Raw genomic sequence first — 19,934 nt, 5'->3', positions numbered from 1 at the left:
TGATCACATGAAGATTTTGAACATTGGCAGTGAACGAACGACCTACCGGGTTGAGCTTTCGTATTCTCCTTTATTCGAAGCTGCCCTGGGAATCGCTGCCGCTACCTACGATCAATTGCATCACACGATGGAACACCCTCCTGCCTACTGGCGCCAACTGTTGGACGAGCTATCACCTTCTGTACGGCAAGAGGTCGAATATGCGAAGGAGCACAACACGTGGAAGACGCTTTTGCAACTGCTCGATCTTTGCCCTTTCGCTGATCTGGATTCCTTTCTTTCGTATGTTAGAGAGCTCTCAACCGAACAGCTCCGATACGAAGCCCTCCCTTATCTCGGTGAAAATATGCAGGAAGCACGGCGGAAGGCTGCACAAGGAAGCGAAGATGATTGCGCCGCTTTGCAGGAAGCGTGCCGTGCGCACCTCTTTTTTGAATCGTATATCGGCCATATTACTTCCGTTGATGCAGAAGGGCTGCGGGGCCATATTCTCCAATTGATGGAAGGCTGGTATACCACTCACATCAAGCCGCGTGAGGAAGAAATCGTTCACATGCTAGAACGGGATTGGTCGCAAAAGCAAAACAAGCTAGGAAAGCTCACCCCGGAAGCCTTGGTAGAGTATGCGACGGGTTCGAACTACCTCCCTGAGCCTGCCGTGACACGCGTACTGCTGATTCCACAAGCGATCTATCGCCCGTGGACCGTACAGGCCGATGCTGTCGGGACGAAAATTTTTTATTACCCTGTGGCCGACGAAAATTTGCACGATGCTGTAGATCCTTATCAGCCACCCCCTTCACTGGTGCAAGCCTTAAAAGCACTCGGAGACGAGCACAGGCTACGCATGGTCAAATTGCTGGCGGAAAAGGACCTGAGTCTGCAAGAGATAACCGATCAACTCTCCATGGCGAAATCGACCGTGCACCATCACCTGTCCATGCTGCGGTCTGCCCATCTCGTTGAACAAGCAGGCTCCCGTTACAGACTACGCCGTCATACGCTGGACAAGCTTCCCCTGATGTGGGATGACTTCCTGGACAGGAGCAACCCATGAACCAAAACGCGGTACAAGCCTCTGTCTGGCAGCAGCGTTCTTACCGTTGGATTCTTTTCGGTCAGCTCATTTCAGAACTCGGCGCCTCACTCGGTACCCTCGCCAATAGCTGGTTAATCTATCAGGCAACAGGCTCACAAGGTGCGGTCGGACAGATGTGGCTTCTGTATTTTTTGCCGTCGCTCGCGATTCAGTTGGTAGCCGGGCCGTACATCGACCGATTCGATAAGAAGCGTGTCATGCTTTTTTCTCAATGGATGCGAGCTGCTGCGTTTTGTTTGTCTTTTGTAGTCATTACTTCCGGGACAGAATCACTCTGGCCGCTGTATTTCACTGCTTTGATCAACGGTCTCGTCCAACCGCTGTATGTGCCAGCCAGTCAGTCGCTCCTCCCTGCTCTGGTCAAAAGAGAGCAACTCCTCCAAGCCAATGCCTATTTGGATAGCGTCCTGCGAATTGCCTTGATTACAGGTCCGCCTTTGGCTGGAATTCTCGTGGCGAGTATTGGTGGTGAGGCCGTACTCGCATTGGTCGCGATCAGCTATGCGCTCAGCGGTTTCTTTCTGGTTCTTTGTCCAATCGCCCCAGCGAATACTGCCAACAAGAAGCAATCCTGGTTCGCCATGTTTAAGGCTGGTCTAGCGATTTTTTGGCAGAAACCCCTTCTGCTCTGGCTTGGCCTGTACTCAGCTCTCGTCCAATTCGCTGTCGGAGTCACACTCGTACTAAACCTGCCTTTTGTAGCCGGCGAGCTGCAAGGCACCTCGTTTCATGTAGGCTTGTTCTTGGCTGGCTATCCATTGGGATATTTCTTCGGCTCCTTGCTCGTCCCTCGCTTCCGTAGCAGCTTCGGACAGCCCCTGATCATGTTGGGATCACTGGTACTAGGTGGCTTGAGCTTTGTTGCAATAGGCTTTACCCATGACATCTGGTTCGCAATCACCATCGAACTACTGGCTGGTCTGTTTGCTCCGTTTTTCCAAGTACACAGTACTAGCCTGTATCAGCTTCACGTTCCTTCCGAGCTAATGGGGCGTGTACTGTCTGTCCGCTTGCTCATCGCACGTGCGACGATGCCCGTCGGTATTTGGCTTGGCGGACAGCTGAGCGATCAGGTAGGGATTCGCCCTCTTTACATCTCTGTAGGTGCCGTCATCGTGATCGCTGCGCTTACGGGAATATTATTTCGAAAATTTGTAACTAACAGGATATTCCATATATAATAAAAACCGTACGACTCCTCAATTTTGAATGGGAAAAGGAGAATTTTCATGACTCATCCGACATTGGATAACCTTCAGCATGCTGTCAGCAGCGTCATCGTGGGCAAGGAAAGTCAGATCCGCCTATTAGTAACGGCATTGCTCGCCCGTGGACACGTATTGCTGGAGGACTTGCCCGGAATGGGAAAAACCGTGCTTGCCAAAACATTGGCGCAAGCAATTGGTGGCTCTTACAACCGTCTGCAATTCACCGCGGATCTACTGCCATCTGATGTCGTCGGTCTACACGTGTTCAATCAACGAACAAGTGAATTCGAACTGCGCAAGGGACCTGTTTTTGCGGATGTCTTGCTCGCAGATGAAATAAACCGGGCCACTCCCAGGACTCAATCCGGCTTGCTGGAATGCATGGAGGAACGCCAGGTTACGATTGAAGGCGTCACCCTGCCACTCCCATCGACCATGCTGGTTATTGCTACCCAAAATCCGATTGAATCGGAGGGGACCTATCCACTGCCGGAAGCACAGTTGGACCGCTTCCTTTTCAAGCTGTCTCTTGGCTACGGTACAAGAGAGGATGCCAAAGAAATTTTGCGGAGATTCCGCAGCGACTCCCCATTAGAGGCGGTCGAGCCGGTCATCACTGTCGAACAAATTGCGGTTCTGCAACGCGAGGTCACAACTGTTCACGTCAGCCAACCAGTGGAAGACTATATCATCGACCTGACGGAAGCGACTCGCCAGCATCGCTCGGTTGAGGTGGGCATCAGTCCGCGCGCCATGCTCGCCCTGTTGCGATCCGCTCAGGCTTACGCGTTCGTTTCTGGTCGTACTTTTGTCTTGCCAGATGATGTAAAAGTGGTGTTTCCAAGTCTGGCAGCCCACCGCATCCGCCTCTCTATGGAAGCAGAGCTGCATGTGACGGAGCAGGAAGTCGTGGAGCAAATCTTGACCAGCGTCCCCGCTCCCGTCGAAGAAAGCGTGTAGTGCTATGATCACCAAGCAAACCTTTCACGTAATCGGTTTTGTCTTGCTGCTCTTCGCCGTTTTTTCGGGCCACTGGTTTTTCTTTCTGTTTGGGGGCTTTTTCTTTTTTCTCCCCGCTGCACAAGACTGGTGGGCCAAGTCCATGTCCAAGTGGGTGTCGCTCGAATGGTCCAGTGATCAAACGCGCGTCCTGTCAGGGACACCCGTGCACATTACAGTTCGCTTGCACAATCGTTCGTGGCTGCCTTTGCCTGCTACCTGGCTTCGCTTCACACTGCCGGAGCATGTTTCGGTGGAAGGCGCAGACGAGGTGCGACTCCTCAATCATCGGACTAGCGTTCGCCTGCGGTTTGATCTGCCGATGCGGCAAAGTGCTACACGCACCTTGATTCTCGTCCCGAACAAACGCGGCACAGTTTGGCTGAGAGATGTTCAATCCGAGACTTTGCCGTTATTGGGTGAGGAGCCTACCGCCATGACATTGTCGGTTTCCTTTTCCTTGCTGGTCTATCCGTTGCCTCTTGCTCTTTCTCCCGTCGTGCTCGCTGAATCGGAACCGGACGGGAATCGGCTCTCTCGTCAGCGCCAACAGGACGACCCCACTTTTCAGCGTGGTGTTCGGTCATACATGCCAGGCGACCGTTTCAAGCACATCCATTGGAAGGCAACCGCCAAAACAGGTTCACTGGAGACGCGTCTTTTCGAGTATACAGCCCATCCGAACTGGCGAATCGTCGGGCATATCCTGCCCTCCTATGAACCAATGATGCAAAAGTATAACGATATGACCAATGAACGGACGATCTCCTGTCTTGCGGCTTTGGCTGGCCTGTGCAGGAGAAAATCGGTCGGATATGAGCTGTACCTTACCGTAAAGCAACGAGGACGAGAGCATTTTCATTTGCCTGCGGGAAATGGCAAGGCACACCACTTGCACGTCATGACCCAGCTGGCGCAAATTCACCATTTTGTGACGACGCCACTGGCGCCTGTTCTTCGTCGGTTAGAGGGGGCACATGGGGAGGAAGCCATTCTCATTGTGACACCACGAATGGACCCATCCTTACAAGCCTCAGCGGAGCGCCTTATTCAATACGGTCATCAGGTTGCGGTACTGGATGTTTCTTCTGACCCTGTCACCATCCAGCGTTTTGAGCATGCTCGCTTGAAAAAAAGGAGCGTGGTGATGGGATGACACTCTCCTTGATGGGGCGTTGGACGCTCGCGTTTTGGCTGGAGGCCATGCTGACGGGCGTTTTCCTGATCTTGTTTGGGTATATGACAGCAGGCTTTACTCAACTCCTCACGTTTTGCCTGGTCGCAGCGATTCTGCTCATGGCGGGGAGCTGGTTGTACTATGGTGGTGGCGGTCGATTTACGCTCCATCTGTTGCTGTACCCCCTTGTTTTTTTCATAGGAATGGGCTGCTTCTATCTCTACGATTCTTGGCTCATCGCGCTTGTACTGGCTGCTGTTTATTTTTGGAGAGTACAAAGTGCCGCATCGAAAGGTTATCGACATGACAGTCTGCAACGCAGATTTGTTCTGGCGTTGATGGCGGGCCTGATGCAGCTCGTGATAGCTGTACTTTACACTTCCATTGTTGACCCGGGTTCCTATTCGCTCGCAGCCTCTTTTTCCATGCTCATCCTCATTACTCTCAGCTATATGTTGGTGACGACTGTGGCGTTCGTGCTGCGGGAAGGATCACTTTCTACGAGGCTGCCTGCACGTATTAGCTTGATGCTCGGCAGTCAAGTGCTCGGCACTCGTATTCTTTTGATCGCGGGTTATGTGGCTGTCAGCTCTATCGCACTTGGACTCATCTATTGGTTCTGGAGTTGGATAAAAGGACCTGTCAGCAATGGGCTGTATACGCTCTTTGAGCCTGTGCTTATTTTCATTGTGGAAATGTTGGAACATTTGTACGAGAAGGCGAGCCAAAAACAGGCAGGCATGCAGATACTCATGGAAAGTGCAGGACAAAAAGCAGATAATCCCGAGGCACAGATACCGCTCGGAGAATCACTCTTTTCTATTCTGCAGCCATACTTAATCATTGCCTTCATCCTTACCTGTGTGATCCTGCTCGGCCGATACATATGGAAAAAGCGCTTCAAGGGGACGATTACGCGGGAAAAAGAAGTGGCTGCTGCACAAAACACCGTGTTGTCCACTATCCCCCCCTCTTCCAGTAAAGAAAGTGCTGAGGATGACTCTGCCAAATGGTTCAAACAGCCCGTCGGCCCAGAGGATGATCCCACTAGATACGCCTACTATCAATTCCTCGTACTCATGGAGAAGCAAGGAATGCCAATCAAGCTGCATGAGACACCCCAAGAGTTTTTCAATCGCCTGCGCGAACAGCTTTTACTAGATGCAGGTCAGCTAGATGCAGTCGCTCGCATCACACGTTACTATCAGCAATATCGCTATCAGGAAAAATCGCTTCCCGAAGCGGATTTGACTGCGATGCAGCAAGCCGTGCAGACGCTCGGCTCTCGTTTCTCCGAGACGTAATACGTCCCACAACCACGCGCTATGTGTTAGCCGTGGTTGTTTTCTTTTTCTTTCTCTTGACATCGGGATGCCCCTCCGGCATAATTTCTTCAATTTTGCCCACTCTCAATTTGAATTCACCAAATGGTTAATTGAACAAGAAAGGAGGATGCTCGGTGCAAGATTTGCCTGATTGGCTGCGTAAGCATCTTCATGTCGCATACATACCCGGCTATGAGTTTTTCTTAAGTCTCCACGTGCTTGCAAAGCCTGAGCATCATACCTCCCGCTTGCATTGGGCGGAGGAGTTGCTCATTGCTTTACCTGCCTCGCTCTTGAAAAAGCTTCACTATTTTAGTTCCATGTCCAATCAGTTTCTCGATGCCATGGACTTCCTGGCGCCTTGGGAGGAGTGCTTTGAGCATTCTGTTGAGGCCGCATTGGAGCGCGTACAGGCGATGGATGCTGGTGAGTTTGTCCAGCTCATGATCGGTCCCGTCTATCATCCCAAACAACTTCATGCTTGGATGCAAGGGCGTACGGACGAGATTTTTGACGAACTGAAACCGGAGCATCGGGAGCTTTTGCGCCATCCGCTCTCGACTAAGCGCAGTTTTCTGGAGTTTTGCTACGACTACCTGCCTTTTTTCCAGACGGAAGAACGGCGGATTGAACCGTGGCTCGTTCGCGCCGTACATGAAGCACAAGAGCAGATCAAGCTGGAACCGATTCCGTTTTTGTCGCAGGTACATCCGCGCTTGAAGGTGCACGAGAACTTCTTGCAATTTCATAAGGCAAAAACGTACACATTTGGCTATTCGGAGCTGGCTCGTATCCATTTGCGTGTCTCTACTTTTGTCGCGCCGCATTTGTTGCTCGGCATTTACGACGACCATATCTCCGTGTGCCTATCCGTTGATGTTCCCGGCACCAGAGCCACCTCGGTGATTCCCACTGACTTCATCAGCAAAATGAAGGTGTTCAGTGACCCGACACGGACGGCGATTCTCAAATCGTTATTGGCTCATCCTTACTGCACGCAGCAGTTGGCTGACCTGCACAACATCAGTGAGCCTGCCGTCAACAAGCACTTGAATCTGTTGGTAGACACAGGCTTTATCTGGAGTGAACGGCGGGGACGGTATGTATTTTACCGCGCGATTGCATCACGGCTGGAACAACTCGCCGTCGATCTGCATGAGTTCATCGATATGCCCGTTCCCGGACTTGTCTCTCCACCTGCTTCATCACATCTCCCAGAACGGAGGAAATAACGTGTTTCATGTCGCCAAAGCTACCTTTATCCGCAATACCCGCGTAATGATTCGTGCCTATCCGTGGTCGTTTGTCATCGGCCACATTTTTTCCGGGGTGTATACGGTGCTGTTCGCCTTTTTCGCCTATCACTATTTATTTGCCGGGCAGTTGGACGAAAATTTCGCATATCTCACCGGCTCGTCCGATTACTTGTCGTACGCCATCCTCGGCGGAGCTTTTTATGCGTTTGCCGTCTCTACCTTGATGAATGTCAGCCGTTCTCTCATTACGGAGCTACGGGAAGGGACCTTGGAGGCGGTTTTGCTCACCCCTTCCTTGCGCAGAGGATACTTTTTGGGGAATGTCGCTCAACAGCTCATGCGTACTCTGTTTGAATTTTCAGTGATTGTGTTGGTGGGGGCGCTGTTCGGACTCACGCTCTCTCACACGAACGTATGGAGCGCCGTTCTTGTCTGGATATTGTCTACAGGGGCTTTCTTTTGCCAGGCGCTCGTTTTGGGCAGTCTCATGCTTTGGTTCCGCGATACGTACATCACACAAAACACGCTGTTTGCCGTGATGGCCTTTGTCAGTGGGGTAACGTTTCCGATTCCGTATTTGCCTGAATGGGTGCAACCACTCGGTCTCATCATGCCGCTCGCGCCTGCGTTGGATGCTTTTCGGCAATGCGTGATTCAAGGAGCCCCGCTGCATGCTGTTTCCCCACAGCTATTTCATATGGCAGCCCTGTCCCTCGTCTATCTCGTCATCGGGGTGTGGGGCATACGTCGGATGGAAAAACGCGTCATGGAATCGATTTTTGGATAACAAACGAGGAGGTCAACAATCATGCTGATTGCAGAAAATGTACGGAAGGTATACCGGGTGAAGGAGAAAAAAGGTTGGTTTCGCCAACAATGGACAGAGGTCGAGGCAGTCGCTGATCTGTCCTTTCGCATGGTACCCGGCAAAATTATTGGATTGTTAGGCATTAATGGTGCAGGAAAAACAACAACGATCAAGATGTGCTCCACACTACTCACCCCGACCAGCGGCACGATCACGGTAGACGGATATGACGCGGTAAAGGACGATCGTTTCGTCAAAGCCAAGGTCAACATGATCGCCGGTGGAGAGCGCATGCTGTACTGGCGGCTGACAGGACGGGAAAACCTGCAATATTTCGGAAGTCTATACGGTTTGCAAGGGCAGGAACTGCGCCATCGGATCGATGCATTGCTTTTGCAGGTTGGCCTGTATGAGGCCGCCAACACCCCTGTCGAGCGTTATTCCAAAGGCATGAAGCAACGACTGCAAATCGCCCGTGGCCTGATCAATGACCCGCGTTACCTGTTTCTGGACGAACCGACTCTCGGCTTGGACGCCCCCATCGCCCGACAGCTTCGCAAGCATGTAAGTGAACTCGCTTCCCAGCACGGAAAAGCCATTCTGTTGACCAGCCACTACATTCATGAGGTAGAAGAGCTTTGTGACGAGGTATACATCATCGATAAAGGAAAGCTCGTGGCGCATGATACACCGGAGCACCTGACCAAATCGCTCCACCTGGATACAGCCTTACAGGTAGTGATCCCCTCTCTCTCCGACTCGCTCGATTACGATCTGCGCCAGCTGGCTCAAGATTACGGCGGCTCGCGTGAAATCGCAGAAACAGACGAGCAGACCTGGGAAGTGACATTACGAGGAAAAACGGATATGACAACTCCGCTGCTTTCCCTCTTGGCTGCTCACCAGTCCCCTGTCTTGCGTCTCTCTACCCAACAGCCATCACTGGAGGACGTCATCCTGCACATGGCAGATCGGAGGGGCGCATGAAACAGCTAGGCAGCCTGCTTTTGGCCGAAATCATCAAGGAGCATCGCCATTCGTTTCACAGCAAAATGATCTACTTCTCGCTCTTGGTCTGGCCTGTCATTAATTTCGTGACCGCTTATTATTCGTTTGCACCGTTCCGTATGGGAGCTGATTCCCCGCTAGCCCGGTTCATCAGCTACGAACAGTTGCCGCTGTTCCTGTTGACTGGTTATTTAGGCTACATCTTTTATTGGTGCCTGGTGCAGTCATCCTGGCAAATGAGCTTTGAACGGCAAGCGGGAACCATGGAAATGATCTTCATCAGCCCGGTCAACCGACTCGCTTTTCTGTACGGGCGTTCACTTTCCTCGCTGATCGAAGGGGTCTGGCTGTTCTTTTGCTTCGCCCTGTTAGCCTTGTTTTTTGTCGATGGCATTCAATTGAGCGGCTGGTGGGCGCCTCCACTCGCCTTCCTCATTTTGCTTGTATCGGCCATCGTCTGGGGCGGCTTTCTCTGTGTGCTCTTTCTGTTTTCACGCGACGCGAGCTTTCTGTACACCGTTTTGGATGAGCCGATGCTGATCTTTTCTGGTGTCCGTCTGCCCCCGATGGCCTTTCCGGTTTGGGCCAAGGTCATTTCCTTTTGCTTTCCCTTGACCTACGCGCTTCAGTTGATTCGCGAGCTGCTGATGGAGGGAGCGTCGTTGCAAACCATGTTGCCAAGTATGGGACTTCTCGCCGCTGTTCTGCTGGTGCTCGTGACAGCGACCGTCTTGTTATTGAAGCAAGCGGAGAAGCATATGAAAAAGACCGGGAACATGGTGATGTATTAGTTAGACAAAGGAGAGTTACATATTAAACGCCCTTTCCTGATTGGAAAAGGCGTTTTTTTATTCCTCTTACTCTACCGTCAACAGCTTCTCCACAAATCCCCCGATTTCCCGTTCCCGATCAATAAAATGAACCTCCAAGATCCAATCGCGCGGCTGACCGTGCTGATCTGGTTCTCTCATCGGCTTGTGGTTGTCTGGGTGAATGTAATTATCGATATCATCGCCTTGGATTTTTTCATGCGGGAATTCGCCGATGAGATGTCCTGCGTGTGGACCGCCGTACTCCCAACCGTATGCTTTTGCGAGCTCGCACATGTAGGCAAACAGCTCACTGCTCGTAATATCCGGCTTGGACAAAAAGTAAGTCTTGCCCTCGTCCCACGCTTTTTCAATATCGTCGCGTAGCTTTTGTTTTACCGGATCATTTCCAAGCACATACGTCCGACCAAGATCAGCTTCCCAGTCCTCAAAAATGGGCCCGAAATCGAGAAAGACAATATCTTCAGGGGAGACAGTCAAATTCGGTGGGTTTTCTCTGTACGGATACAGCGTGTTTCTGCCCGCTCGCACAATTCGCTTATGCCAATATTTTTTGATCCCGAACAATTGAAAGGCCAGCTCGTAAATCTCCTTGTTGATCTCTTTTTCCGTCACACCGCTGCGAATGATTCCCTTCTCTTCGATGGTGGCAAATAAAAACTCTGCTTTGGTCTCTGCTTCGCGCAGTGCCTGATGTCTCTTCTCCAATAATGGATTCATCATTTGATGGCCTCCTTTTCCGTTTACGGAAGAGCTAACTCATACTTCTCTCCTAGCTCTCGCAATTTTGCGACAATGGATTGCTCCACTTGATCATCCATCGTAATTTTTTCCTTTGCCAGTGGAAGAAGCGGCTCATAGTCGCCAATCAATACGGAATGATGCGCTTTTTCAAACAGCGGCAAATCATTCATGTCATTACCAAAGCAAATGAACGGCTCCCCTGCCACATCGAAACGATTCAGGGCAGCCCATTTATTCACCCCCCGATACGTGAGGTCGAGAATGCCTTCTGCGGAATGATAATGCAGCGTAACGTCTAGTTCCTTGATTCTCTTCATCAATTCTTCGTGACGGTCACACGATAAAATCAGGATTTTCAGCACGGCATTCAGTTGATCCACGTCCACGCGGCTGGCTGTCCGATTGGGATCGATATTGCTCAAAAAAGGATGCGTCGACATACAATTATGTGCGTAATTCCACGAGTCATCGATGAAATACTGCGCGCGAAAATCCTCGAGAATGCTGATGATTTCTTGCGCCAGACGATCCGGGATCGGCACGCTGCCCTGCAAGCTCCCTTGGTGATGTGTCATCGCTCCATTCGCGCCAATGAGGAGATGGTTGGCAAACCGCTCATCGAGGACAGGCAGCATGTCACGGCACGGTCTTGCGGAGGCAAAACCTACGGCATGTCCCGCCTGTTCGAGTGCAAGCAGGCTATCCAAAATGTTTGTAGAGATCGGTTGACCCTTGAAGCAGATCGTCCCGTCCAGATCAAAAATAAATTTCATTTTTCCCACCCTTTCTAATAGCTGTCCCATCCATCGTAATGGATAGCCGTCCGAGGCCAAAGGGACAGATTGTTCAAGATGAGTGGGACAGAAAGCTGCTCTGTTACTCGAACCAGGCGCTGGCCAACGAGCGAATACCCTCCTGAATATCTTCGGGGGTCAATGCTCCGTACCCTAGCAATACCGTCGGATGCTCCCGTGTATCATGCAGCCAGTATCGGGCAGTTCCGTAGACTTTTACGCCTTTTTGATAGGCACGCTCCATGAGTTCCGCTTCTGTACACTGACTTTTTACGGTCAAAAATACATGCAGCCCCGTATCCTTGCCTTCTATTTCCACACGTCTGTCCATGTAGCGAGCGACTGCCTGAAGAAACACCTCTCGCTTTTCCACATAGTTTTTTCGCATGTGCTGCAAGTGTCTATGCCAATAGCCATCGGACAAATACGCCGCTAGCGTCAATTGGTCCAGGCGGGAAACAGGCTGATCGTATTCAGGTACCCGCTGGTGAAAACGCGATAACAGCTCGTAAGGAAGGACAACGTAGCTGACGTTTACGAGCGGCAGCAATGCTTTGGAAAGTCGCCCAATGTAAACAACTTTTTGGGGAGACAGACTCTGGATCGAAGGAATGTAGCTCTCTTGATATTTAAACTCCCATTCGTAGTCATCCTCCACCAAATAAGAATGCGCGATAGATTGCGCCCATAGGGTCAATTGCTTTCTTTTCTCCAAAGGCATCGTCATTTTGTTGATGAATTGCTGGGAAGGACTCACGTACATGATGTTTGCCCCGCTTTGTCTCAGCTCTTCGATGGATACACCGTCTGTGTCCAAAGAAATACCGTGTACCCGGTAGCCACCGTTGAGAAACGTATTTCTCGCACCATCATAGCCCGGATTTTCGACGCCAATCACATGCTTCTCTCTGTCCAGAAGCTGGACGATCATCGACACCAACTGTTGCGGAGTGGCTCCAATAATGATCTGCTCCGGCGTAGCGAGGACTCCTCTCGTTTCATGCAGCAATTTCGAGAGTTCTTTTCGCAAGGAGTATTCGCCCTGTGCCAGCCCCTCCACCATATACGTTCGCTGATGGTAGGCAATGAGCTTGTTGCGCAGCTTATTCCACGGATGAAAGGGGAATGCCCCCAGCTCGATGTTGCCGTAGCGAAAATCATAGCGAATCGGCGATATACGAGGGTCATCTCGTTCTGTTACATGCTGCCCGAAAGGAGGTTCTGCCTTGTACGTCACCTGATACCCTTTTTTCGGAATGCTAGTGACGTACCCTTCCGATACCAGTAGCTGATACGCGACTTCTACCGTGTTTTTGCTGACAGCAAGCGATTGGGCACAGCTTCTTATCGAGGGTAGAAACTCTTCATACGCGATTTGGTTACGCAATATTTCGTCTTTGATAAAGTGATAGATTTGGATGAACAATGGCTCTCCCTCTGTAAAACGAATGGCAGCAAGTTCTCGCACCGAGCAGGAACCCCCTTCCTTTTTTGCTTTAGTCTACCACATAAAGTATTTAAGCCTGAATGAACAAAAGATCAGCTATCCGCCAGAAGGCTATGTCTTTTAACCCTACCGAACTGAAAGTAGTAGAAGACCATCAGACACACGTGCATCAGGGCCATCATCCAATAAATATTGCTGTAAATAAAGCCGCTCGTATAAGGATTCACCGGGTTCCAATTGGTTGTCGCGCCAAGATCGATCACTTTGCTGTATACCGCAGACGCGATCCCCATAGAAATGAAGCTCAGCATCGAAAAGATCCCCATGCCTACTCCTGCCTGCTCCTTCGTCAACGTCCTCGAGATCGAGTTCGCCATCGAGATTTGCATAAAAGACTGCCCCACATTGCCAAGGATCAAAAAGAATGCAATGCCTAAAACTGCGGTGCTTGTGAAAGTAGACAACAACCCAAAGCAGCTAATCAGTAAGCTAGACGCAACGAAATACAGAAAAGCATTCCCCCGCCTATCCGCGAGCTTTCCTCCCACACGACCAAGCAATGCCGAAGCGACGGCCGCTGGAACCATCACAAAGCCGATCCAGCTCGTCGATAGCTGCTGCACCTGAGCCAAGAGCAGCGGGCTGAGATAATAAAGCGATATCCCCATTCCATTTATGAGAAATGCCATCAGAATCCCGATTGTATACTGCTTGTTGGCAAAAACCTTCGGCTGGACAAACGGATCAGCTACCGAACGAATTCGTACGACGAACAGAAGCAATGTAACCAAACTGCCCAATGCAAACCACCACGACCCATTCGTTACTCCCAAAAGCAGTGACGTCACGCTGATCGCAAGCAAGGAGCCACCCACCCAATCAAAATTCCCACCAGCTGCGATCTCTTCATCCTCCAAATATTTACGGTAGAACGGCAGCGTAAGCAAGATCAGGAGCGGTATGGAAAACAGCCAGCGCCAATGAGCAAAGCTGACGATTAAAGCCGCGAAGACAGGACCGAGTGCACCGCCAAGAGCCAATCCTACTGCCGTTCTTCCTAAAACAGAACCTCTGCTCTCGGGCGGGAAATATCGCAAAGGAATGAGCATCGCAGTAGCCGGAATGACAGCCGCCCCTACTGCCTGCAAGCACCTCCCGAAAAGAGCCATCGCAAAGGAATCGGAGACCAAACCGAAAAACGAACCCGCCGTAAACAACATGAGTCCAAACGTCAACAAATTCTTGAGCTTGTATCGATCCGCCAGCTTGCCATACGTCACAGTTCCGATCGCGTATAACAATCCATATGCAGTCGATAGCCAGCTCACCTGCGCTATGCTCAAACCAAACTCCTTGCTAATTTCCGGGAGTGCAATGTTAAACACCAAAGCACTCATGGAGGATATGACCAGGGTAAACATCAAGATTCGGATTAATATGTCCCTGTTCTGCTGCGTTTTTGTCGCTTCCATGCCGCATCTTTCCTTTCACTTTGTTATTCACGTTCTGACTGTCAGTACTGACTGACATTTGGGTTGTAAAAAAACTAGGGAGTCAAACCCCTAGCGAAAACCTCTACACTCTCTTCGATAAATACATCCAGGGATACCCCTGAAAAATTGCTAGTGCCATCCAGATCGTTCAAAAACGCCCCGAAATTCATAACCATAAAGGCAGTTGCCTGTGCCTCCGGGTTTGTTTGGATCATCTTGCCCTTTTTACCCATCTCTTTGAAGTAATCTGTAAACAGTACCATCAATTGTCGCGGGTGCTTTTGGGTCCGCTCGCGGAATCCGGGCAAATGGGCCTCATCCTTAATGCTAATCAAAATCATTTTCCGATTGCGGTTCATCATTTCGTGATACGTTCGGCTGATTAAAAGCAAATCCTCGCGCAAATTCCACGTAAGCTTCTCCGCGAAAAGCTTTGTCAGTCCTTCCGTGTAATGAAAACGGTCAAAGGCGCTCTCCAGCAAATTCCGCTTGCTGCCGAAGTGACGAAACAACGTCTTCTCGCTCAATCCTGCCGCAGTGGCGATTTCTTGCGTGGTTACGCCGTTGTAACCTCTTTCCGCGATGAGATCGATTGCGGCTATCATCAGTTTTTCACTGCTTGTAAGACTTTTGCTGCTGCTCATTGCTATCCTCATCCCCGGAAGTGATTGTCAGTACTGACTGACATTTATCTTAAACCGACTGTAAATAAGTGTCAAGGATTCACCATAGAAAAGGGCTCTCCCCCGACCCATGCAGTCGAAAGGAAAGCCCAGCGCTCTTTTACCTGATTAAAACGCTCTCGAATATTGCTTCGGTGGCTGCAACTCATCCGCCGACAGCTCATGAATCGCATGCAGTGCCCAATAAGGATCACGCAGCATGCCGCGTCCGACTGCTACCAAATCCGTATCGCCATTGCCAATCGATGCTTCCGCCACTTTCGGATCATCGAGGTTGCCGACAGCAATGACCGGGATATCCAATGCCTGCTTAATTGCACGTGCCAATGGTACTTGATAGCCAGGATGAACACCTGGGCGACCTGCTGAACCAATCGGTCCTTCCCCGCCGCTGGATATATGGAAAATATCCACGCCAGCTTCCTTGTAACGGCGGCAAAGCTCTGTGCTGTAATCCAGCCCATACCCACCATCCACGTACTCTACGGCTGAGACACGCATGATCAGCGGCATGTCAGCTGGAATGACCTCTTTGATCGCCTGAATAATTTCCACGCCAAACAGCGCTTTATCCCGCCCGTACTCATCGTCTCGCTGATTGGTCAAAGGAGAGTGGAACTGGTGAATCAAGTATCCGTGCGCACCATGGATTTCAATGGTATCAAACCCTGCTTCCACCGCACGTCTCGCTGAGTCCTGGAACTTGACGACCATTTGCTTAACCTCTGCTGTCGTCAACGCTCGTGGCGTTTTGTAGCGCCCCCCTGGGAAAGCGATCGCGGACGCCGATACAGGCACTTCTGCGTCTTCCGCTTTGCGACCCGCATGAGCAATCTGTATGCCAATTTTGGCCCCATACTTTTGAACCTCGGAGACGATTCGCGCATACGCCGGAATCTGCTCGTCAGACCACAAGCCCAAATCGCCGTTGGAAATTCTGCCATCCGGCTCGACATCGGTCATTTCCACGATGATCAGACCTGTTCCGCCTACTGCACGAGAAACGTAATGAACAAAGTGCCAGTCTGTTGGTGTTCCATCGTGTGCATCCACAGAGTATTGGCACATCGGCGGCATGACAATCCGATTTTTCAAGCTAAGTCCTTTAAACTGAAACGGGGTAGACAACAACGCCATTTGCTCCACTCCTTACTTTTTTTCATTATCATGCCAAAAGTAAGCATGTTCTGCAATCCTAAGTTGCACTTTGTAAAAACGAGATATATTTCCGACTGTTGTGGTGGGGAGGAAACAGGAGAAAACGCTCAGATTCTAGGGCCACCCCCTGCGGGATTGACTGCACGACTCCATGCAAAAAGCGAAACCGCGTCCAAAGTGGTATCTTCAAGGATGCGTTTTCAGAGGTGGACGCTTAAGAGCGTAAAGACTTAAAGATTGAAGAAGATCATCAGTTACGACAGAGAAGAATATTTCCAGACGTAGCGACTTGTGGAGTCCTACCAAGCGGAGAAGCGATTCGCGGGCAAAAGAAACGCAACGTGCCCGGGCTACGTAGCGGCTACCACTTTTGCGTTTCCCCGCGAATCCCTTCGGAGCGGACAGTCTAAGCCCCCAGCGGGACGGAGCCTGGAGCCTAGACTGGAAATATTCTTCTCTCCACCGCGGCCACATTCTATGTTGCACTAAGTAAAAAAGCCATCCGCATAACGGATAGCTTTTATAATTAACGTCTTTATTATTCCGGCATCGAGCCAATGTAATTGGATTGCGGGCGAATAATGCGGTTTTTGCCTGCCTGTTCCAGAATGTGCGCACTCCAACCAACCACACGGCTCACGGCAAATGTCGGTGTAAACAAATTGTCGTCCAAACCAACCGCGCGCATGACAGCTGCGGCAAAAAACTCTACGTTTGTATTCAGCTTGCGGCCTGGTTTGTACTCTTCCAGCAGCTGCAAGCCTACTTTTTCTACATGTGTCGCCAGATCGAACCACGGATCGTTGGATGACAGCTCGGATGCAACGACGCGCAGAGCAGTTGCACGCGGATCAACCGTTTTATAGACACGGTGTCCGAAGCCCATCAAACGTCCGCCGCTCTCCAGCTTGTTGCGCAGCCACGGCTCTGCATTTTCCTTCGTGCCGATCGCCTCGATCATCTCCGTCACTTCAGATGGTGCTCCGCCATGCAAAGGCCCTTTCAGGGTTCCGATTGCTGCTGTAATGGAAGAAATCAGATCGGACTCGGTCGAGCTGACGACACGACCGGCGAATGTGGATGCATTCATGCCATGCTCCTGCGTCAAAATCAGGTACGCATCGAGCGCACGTACATGTGCCGCATTCGGCTTTACGCCTTTGAGCATATACAGATAGTTCGCTGTATGATCCAGCTCCGGATTCGGTGCCAGCGGCTCGCGGCCCTCCAGACAAGCAAAGCGATACGCGACGATTGTTGGCATTTTGGCCGCCAGCGCAATCACCTCATCGATGGTTGGCGGAAAGCCGTGTGAGGAACTGCCCAGCGCCGAAACACCTGTACGCAGGACACTCATCATATCTACATCTGCCGGGATCAGCTTCAGGATTCCTTTTACATGCTCCGGCAGCTCACGGTTTGCTTTGAGCTTATCCTTTAACTCCTTCAACTCCTGCTCGCTCGGCAAATGTCCGAACCAGAGCAGGTGCGCCACTTCCTCAAATGTGTGGTGAATAGCCAAATCACGCGCCCAATGACCACGGTACACCAGCAGTCCATTAATCCCATCCACCAAACTAAGGTCTGTTTCTGCTACGGCGATACCATCCAAGCCGATAGCCAAAGGATGTTGTTTTGTCATCATCACCACTCCATTTTCATCTCTTTTCCCTTCAGTATATCGATTCATAATCGTGAAGGGAAATAGAAGAAAAACGGGATTTTGATCACGTTTTACAATCAGTTAGCAGGAGCTGGAACTGCCTTCTTTTTACGTCCATATGTCAGGAAACGCCACAGCTTTTCCATCGGCCCTCGATTAAATTGCTTCAGCCACAGCCAGCTTGCGAGTAATTGAAACACATAGATCGGCAGAGCGAGCAAAAACCAAGCAGAGAGCGGCATAGCCGTAATACCGAACAAAGGAATCAGAATGGTCATGATGACTGTCTGACCCAAATATGTCGTTAACCCCATTTGTCCTGTGTAGGCAAATGGCTTAAGAACTTTCCTTGCCGCTTCACGATCCAACAACAGAAACAAGCTGGCTATCAAGCACAGCGCCATAGGCAGCGTACTCAGATCAACCAATATTTTATTCACCTGTTCAAGCTTTGAACCAAAGACGACACCGCTCGCCCACACAATCCCTGCTGCGATCGGAAGACTCATTGCCAGAGTAGTAGTAGCGATTCGTTTCAGAAACGGTTTATGCTCGCGAATTTGAGCAATCAAACCGCGTTTTCCCGCATACAAACCAAACAGAAACATCACAAAGATCGGTATCAATGTCGTCTGGAGTGATGCTACAAACGGATAGACTTCCTGACCATTGAGCGTCTGTACAAGTGCCACGCCTTGAGTGAGCATGTACACTCCTCCCAGACTGGCTGCCCATGCTAGAATCGTAGAAGACTTTCTTCGATAAAATGGCATCAGTAAAAAGCCGAGTAGCGCGTACACTGTCAAAATATCCCCAAACCAAATAATGATGTGAATCACACCAAAGGCAAACATCGCGAACAATCGTCTGCTGAAGAGACGAAATACTTTTTGTCCACGCTGTTCAGCCCGTGACATGAAAATGTAAAAACCTAAGCCAAACAGAAACGAAAAGATCCCGAAAAACTTCGTTTGAATGAATAAATCATAGCTCAAGCGGATCCACGCATCGATCCCCGCCTCTACTGGCATAGGAACGTCTTCCGAATACATGATAAAGCTAGGCAAGTTGACCAGCAAAATCCCGAACAATGCCAATCCCCTTACAATATCAATAGAATAAATCCGATCCTTCTGAGTGATTGGTTCAGCCTGCTGCATACTCGTCATTCCCTCCTGCTGTCTTTAAGCAGGGTTCAGTATAGGATACATATGCTCATCAAAACTATCGATTCACCTTACATCTACCTTACAGGCTTGTTATCTTCTATGTCCGTCCCCCTGGCTGAACAAGCGGCATCGGTGGATACAAGGAATGCAGGATTTCCATAAAATGCTGCGCTGGCTCGCTGATTCCTGCTTTCGGTACCAGCAAATAAGAAGCAACCTTTGGCAAAACGAGGCCAGGTGTGGGAAGTTCAATAAAGCGGTTTTCAAATAAATCCCGATCGACAGCCGTCCGAGGCAAAAAGGAAACGCCCAATCCATCCTCGATGAATCGCTTTGTAATGTCTACTTGCGAAACAGCCATCGTACGCAAGGAAAGCCCCCTCTGACGCAAAAGCAACAGCAACTCATCCCAGTAACCCGGGTGATTATGGGTCAGCAGACGATTCGATTGCACCTCTTGCTCCCAATCAGGCAAGGGCGCCTCCATATCTCCACCGCTGTGAGGGACTGCAAAAACAATAGGATCTTCGTACAAAAGATAAGTAGACAACTGAAATTCTCCTGGCACCATCCGGGTTAAGCCCAGATCAGCCTGTCCATTTTGAACCAGCGGGCCAATCTCCACGGAGTCAACAATTTTAATCGAGATATCTACATCGGGATAGAGCTTGGTGTAACGATGCAGCAAATGGGAAAAACGAGCACGGGCGATAATCGGGGAAACAGCCAGTTGAAGCTTTTCCCGATAGCCTTGTCTCCAGGCCTGCAAGTCTTCCATACTGTTATGCCACTGTTGGAGAAGTCCTTTTGCATGTGGCAGGTAGCGTTTGCCCGCAGCCGTTAACCGAACGCGCTTGCCAACCCGTTCAAACAGCTTGATCCCCAATTCCTTTTCCAATTGTCGTATATGTTGGCTGACAGTAGGCTGCGCAATGAACAACGCTTCTGCTGTCTGGTGAAAATTTTCTGTCGTGGCCGCCACCATAAACGTTTGCAGCACGCGAAAATCCATGTGATCTCCCCCCTGCTGTCGCTTTTTCTTTGTTCTATATGCATACAAAAGTAGGAAGAAT

Annotated in this window: 18 protein-coding genes; 9 read left to right on the top strand and 9 right to left on the bottom strand. The window is 50.4% G+C overall.

Annotated features, from left to right (window positions below; translation table 11 throughout):
• Window positions 1-7: 7 nt before the first annotated feature.
• The 9 genes from FO446_RS02580 (at window position 8) to FO446_RS02540 (ending at window position 9,671) form a co-directional block, all read left to right on the top strand.
• Entirely contained in the window at window positions 8-1,057 is a 1,050-nt protein-coding gene (locus FO446_RS02580) for an ArsR/SmtB family transcription factor (protein ID WP_237899859.1), read from the top strand.
• A complete protein-coding gene (locus tag FO446_RS02575; protein WP_221866648.1) occupies window positions 1,054-2,280 on the top strand; it encodes an MFS transporter in 1,227 nt (408 codons plus the stop codon). The genes FO446_RS02580 and FO446_RS02575 overlap by 4 nt, the downstream gene beginning before the upstream one ends.
• Before the next feature lie 48 nt (window positions 2,281-2,328).
• Window positions 2,329-3,267, top strand: coding sequence for an AAA family ATPase (locus FO446_RS02570; protein ID WP_173611886.1), 939 nt, complete (start codon window positions 2,329-2,331; stop codon window positions 3,265-3,267).
• 4 nt (window positions 3,268-3,271) lie between these two features.
• Window positions 3,272-4,462 (top strand): DUF58 domain-containing protein, encoded by a 1,191-nt coding sequence (locus FO446_RS02565; protein WP_173611885.1) that lies wholly within the window; start codon window positions 3,272-3,274, stop codon window positions 4,460-4,462.
• A complete protein-coding gene (locus FO446_RS02560) occupies window positions 4,459-5,787 on the top strand; it encodes a DUF4129 domain-containing protein (protein ID WP_173611884.1) in 1,329 nt (442 codons plus the stop codon). The genes FO446_RS02565 and FO446_RS02560 overlap by 4 nt, the downstream gene beginning before the upstream one ends.
• Window positions 5,788-5,942: 155 nt before the next feature.
• A complete protein-coding gene (locus tag FO446_RS02555) occupies window positions 5,943-7,040 on the top strand; it encodes an ArsR/SmtB family transcription factor (RefSeq protein WP_173611883.1) in 1,098 nt (365 codons plus the stop codon).
• Between the two features lies 1 nt (window position 7,041).
• On the top strand, window positions 7,042-7,851 hold the full coding sequence (locus FO446_RS02550) for an ABC transporter permease (RefSeq protein WP_173611882.1): 810 nt from the start codon (window positions 7,042-7,044) through the stop codon (window positions 7,849-7,851).
• Between the two features lie 21 nt (window positions 7,852-7,872).
• Window positions 7,873-8,859, top strand: coding sequence for an ABC transporter ATP-binding protein (locus tag FO446_RS02545; RefSeq protein WP_232774173.1), 987 nt, complete (start codon window positions 7,873-7,875; stop codon window positions 8,857-8,859).
• Complete coding sequence (locus FO446_RS02540) at window positions 8,856-9,671, top strand: ABC transporter permease (protein WP_173611880.1); 816 nt, start codon at window positions 8,856-8,858, stop codon at window positions 9,669-9,671. The genes FO446_RS02545 and FO446_RS02540 overlap by 4 nt, the downstream gene beginning before the upstream one ends.
• A gap of 66 nt (window positions 9,672-9,737) precedes the next feature.
• On the opposite strand, the gene FO446_RS02535 is transcribed toward FO446_RS02540, so the two are convergent.
• The 9 genes from FO446_RS02535 to FO446_RS02495 form a co-directional block, all read right to left on the bottom strand.
• The gene (locus tag FO446_RS02535) at window positions 9,738-10,433 is read right to left on the bottom strand and encodes a M24 family metallopeptidase (protein WP_173611879.1); all 696 of its coding nucleotides are present in this window, start codon (window positions 10,431-10,433) and stop codon (window positions 9,738-9,740) included.
• Window positions 10,434-10,453: 20 nt separating this feature from the next.
• Complete coding sequence (locus FO446_RS02530) at window positions 10,454-11,227, bottom strand: HAD-IIB family hydrolase (RefSeq protein WP_237899858.1); 774 nt, start codon at window positions 11,225-11,227, stop codon at window positions 10,454-10,456.
• A 103-nt stretch (window positions 11,228-11,330) separates the two neighbouring features.
• Complete coding sequence (locus FO446_RS02525; RefSeq protein ID WP_237899857.1) at window positions 11,331-12,716, bottom strand: MocR-like pyridoxine biosynthesis transcription factor PdxR; 1,386 nt, start codon at window positions 12,714-12,716, stop codon at window positions 11,331-11,333.
• A gap of 71 nt (window positions 12,717-12,787) precedes the next feature.
• Window positions 12,788-14,167, bottom strand: coding sequence for an MFS transporter (locus FO446_RS02520; RefSeq protein WP_237899856.1), 1,380 nt, complete (start codon window positions 14,165-14,167; stop codon window positions 12,788-12,790).
• Between the two features lie 74 nt (window positions 14,168-14,241).
• Window positions 14,242-14,832, bottom strand: a complete 591-nt coding sequence (locus FO446_RS02515) for a TetR/AcrR family transcriptional regulator (protein ID WP_229087916.1) — start codon at window positions 14,830-14,832, stop codon at window positions 14,242-14,244.
• Between the two features lie 147 nt (window positions 14,833-14,979).
• The gene (locus FO446_RS02510; RefSeq protein WP_173611874.1) at window positions 14,980-16,008 is read right to left on the bottom strand and encodes an NADH:flavin oxidoreductase/NADH oxidase; all 1,029 of its coding nucleotides are present in this window, start codon (window positions 16,006-16,008) and stop codon (window positions 14,980-14,982) included.
• 559 nt (window positions 16,009-16,567) lie between these two features.
• Window positions 16,568-17,671, bottom strand: a complete 1,104-nt coding sequence (locus FO446_RS02505; RefSeq protein ID WP_221866702.1) for a citrate synthase/methylcitrate synthase — start codon at window positions 17,669-17,671, stop codon at window positions 16,568-16,570.
• Between the two features lie 98 nt (window positions 17,672-17,769).
• Window positions 17,770-18,852, bottom strand: coding sequence for a DUF418 domain-containing protein (locus tag FO446_RS02500; protein ID WP_237899855.1), 1,083 nt, complete (start codon window positions 18,850-18,852; stop codon window positions 17,770-17,772).
• A gap of 106 nt (window positions 18,853-18,958) precedes the next feature.
• Window positions 18,959-19,873 (bottom strand): LysR family transcriptional regulator, encoded by a 915-nt coding sequence (locus tag FO446_RS02495; protein WP_173611872.1) that lies wholly within the window; start codon window positions 19,871-19,873, stop codon window positions 18,959-18,961.
• Window positions 19,874-19,934: the final 61 nt, after the last annotated feature.

The organism is Brevibacillus brevis, from assembly GCF_022026395.1.
Classification (GTDB): domain Bacteria; phylum Bacillota; class Bacilli; order Brevibacillales; family Brevibacillaceae; genus Brevibacillus.
The sequence above is the reverse complement of the archived record's forward strand: the minus strand, read 5'-3'. Positions and strand labels throughout refer to the sequence as shown.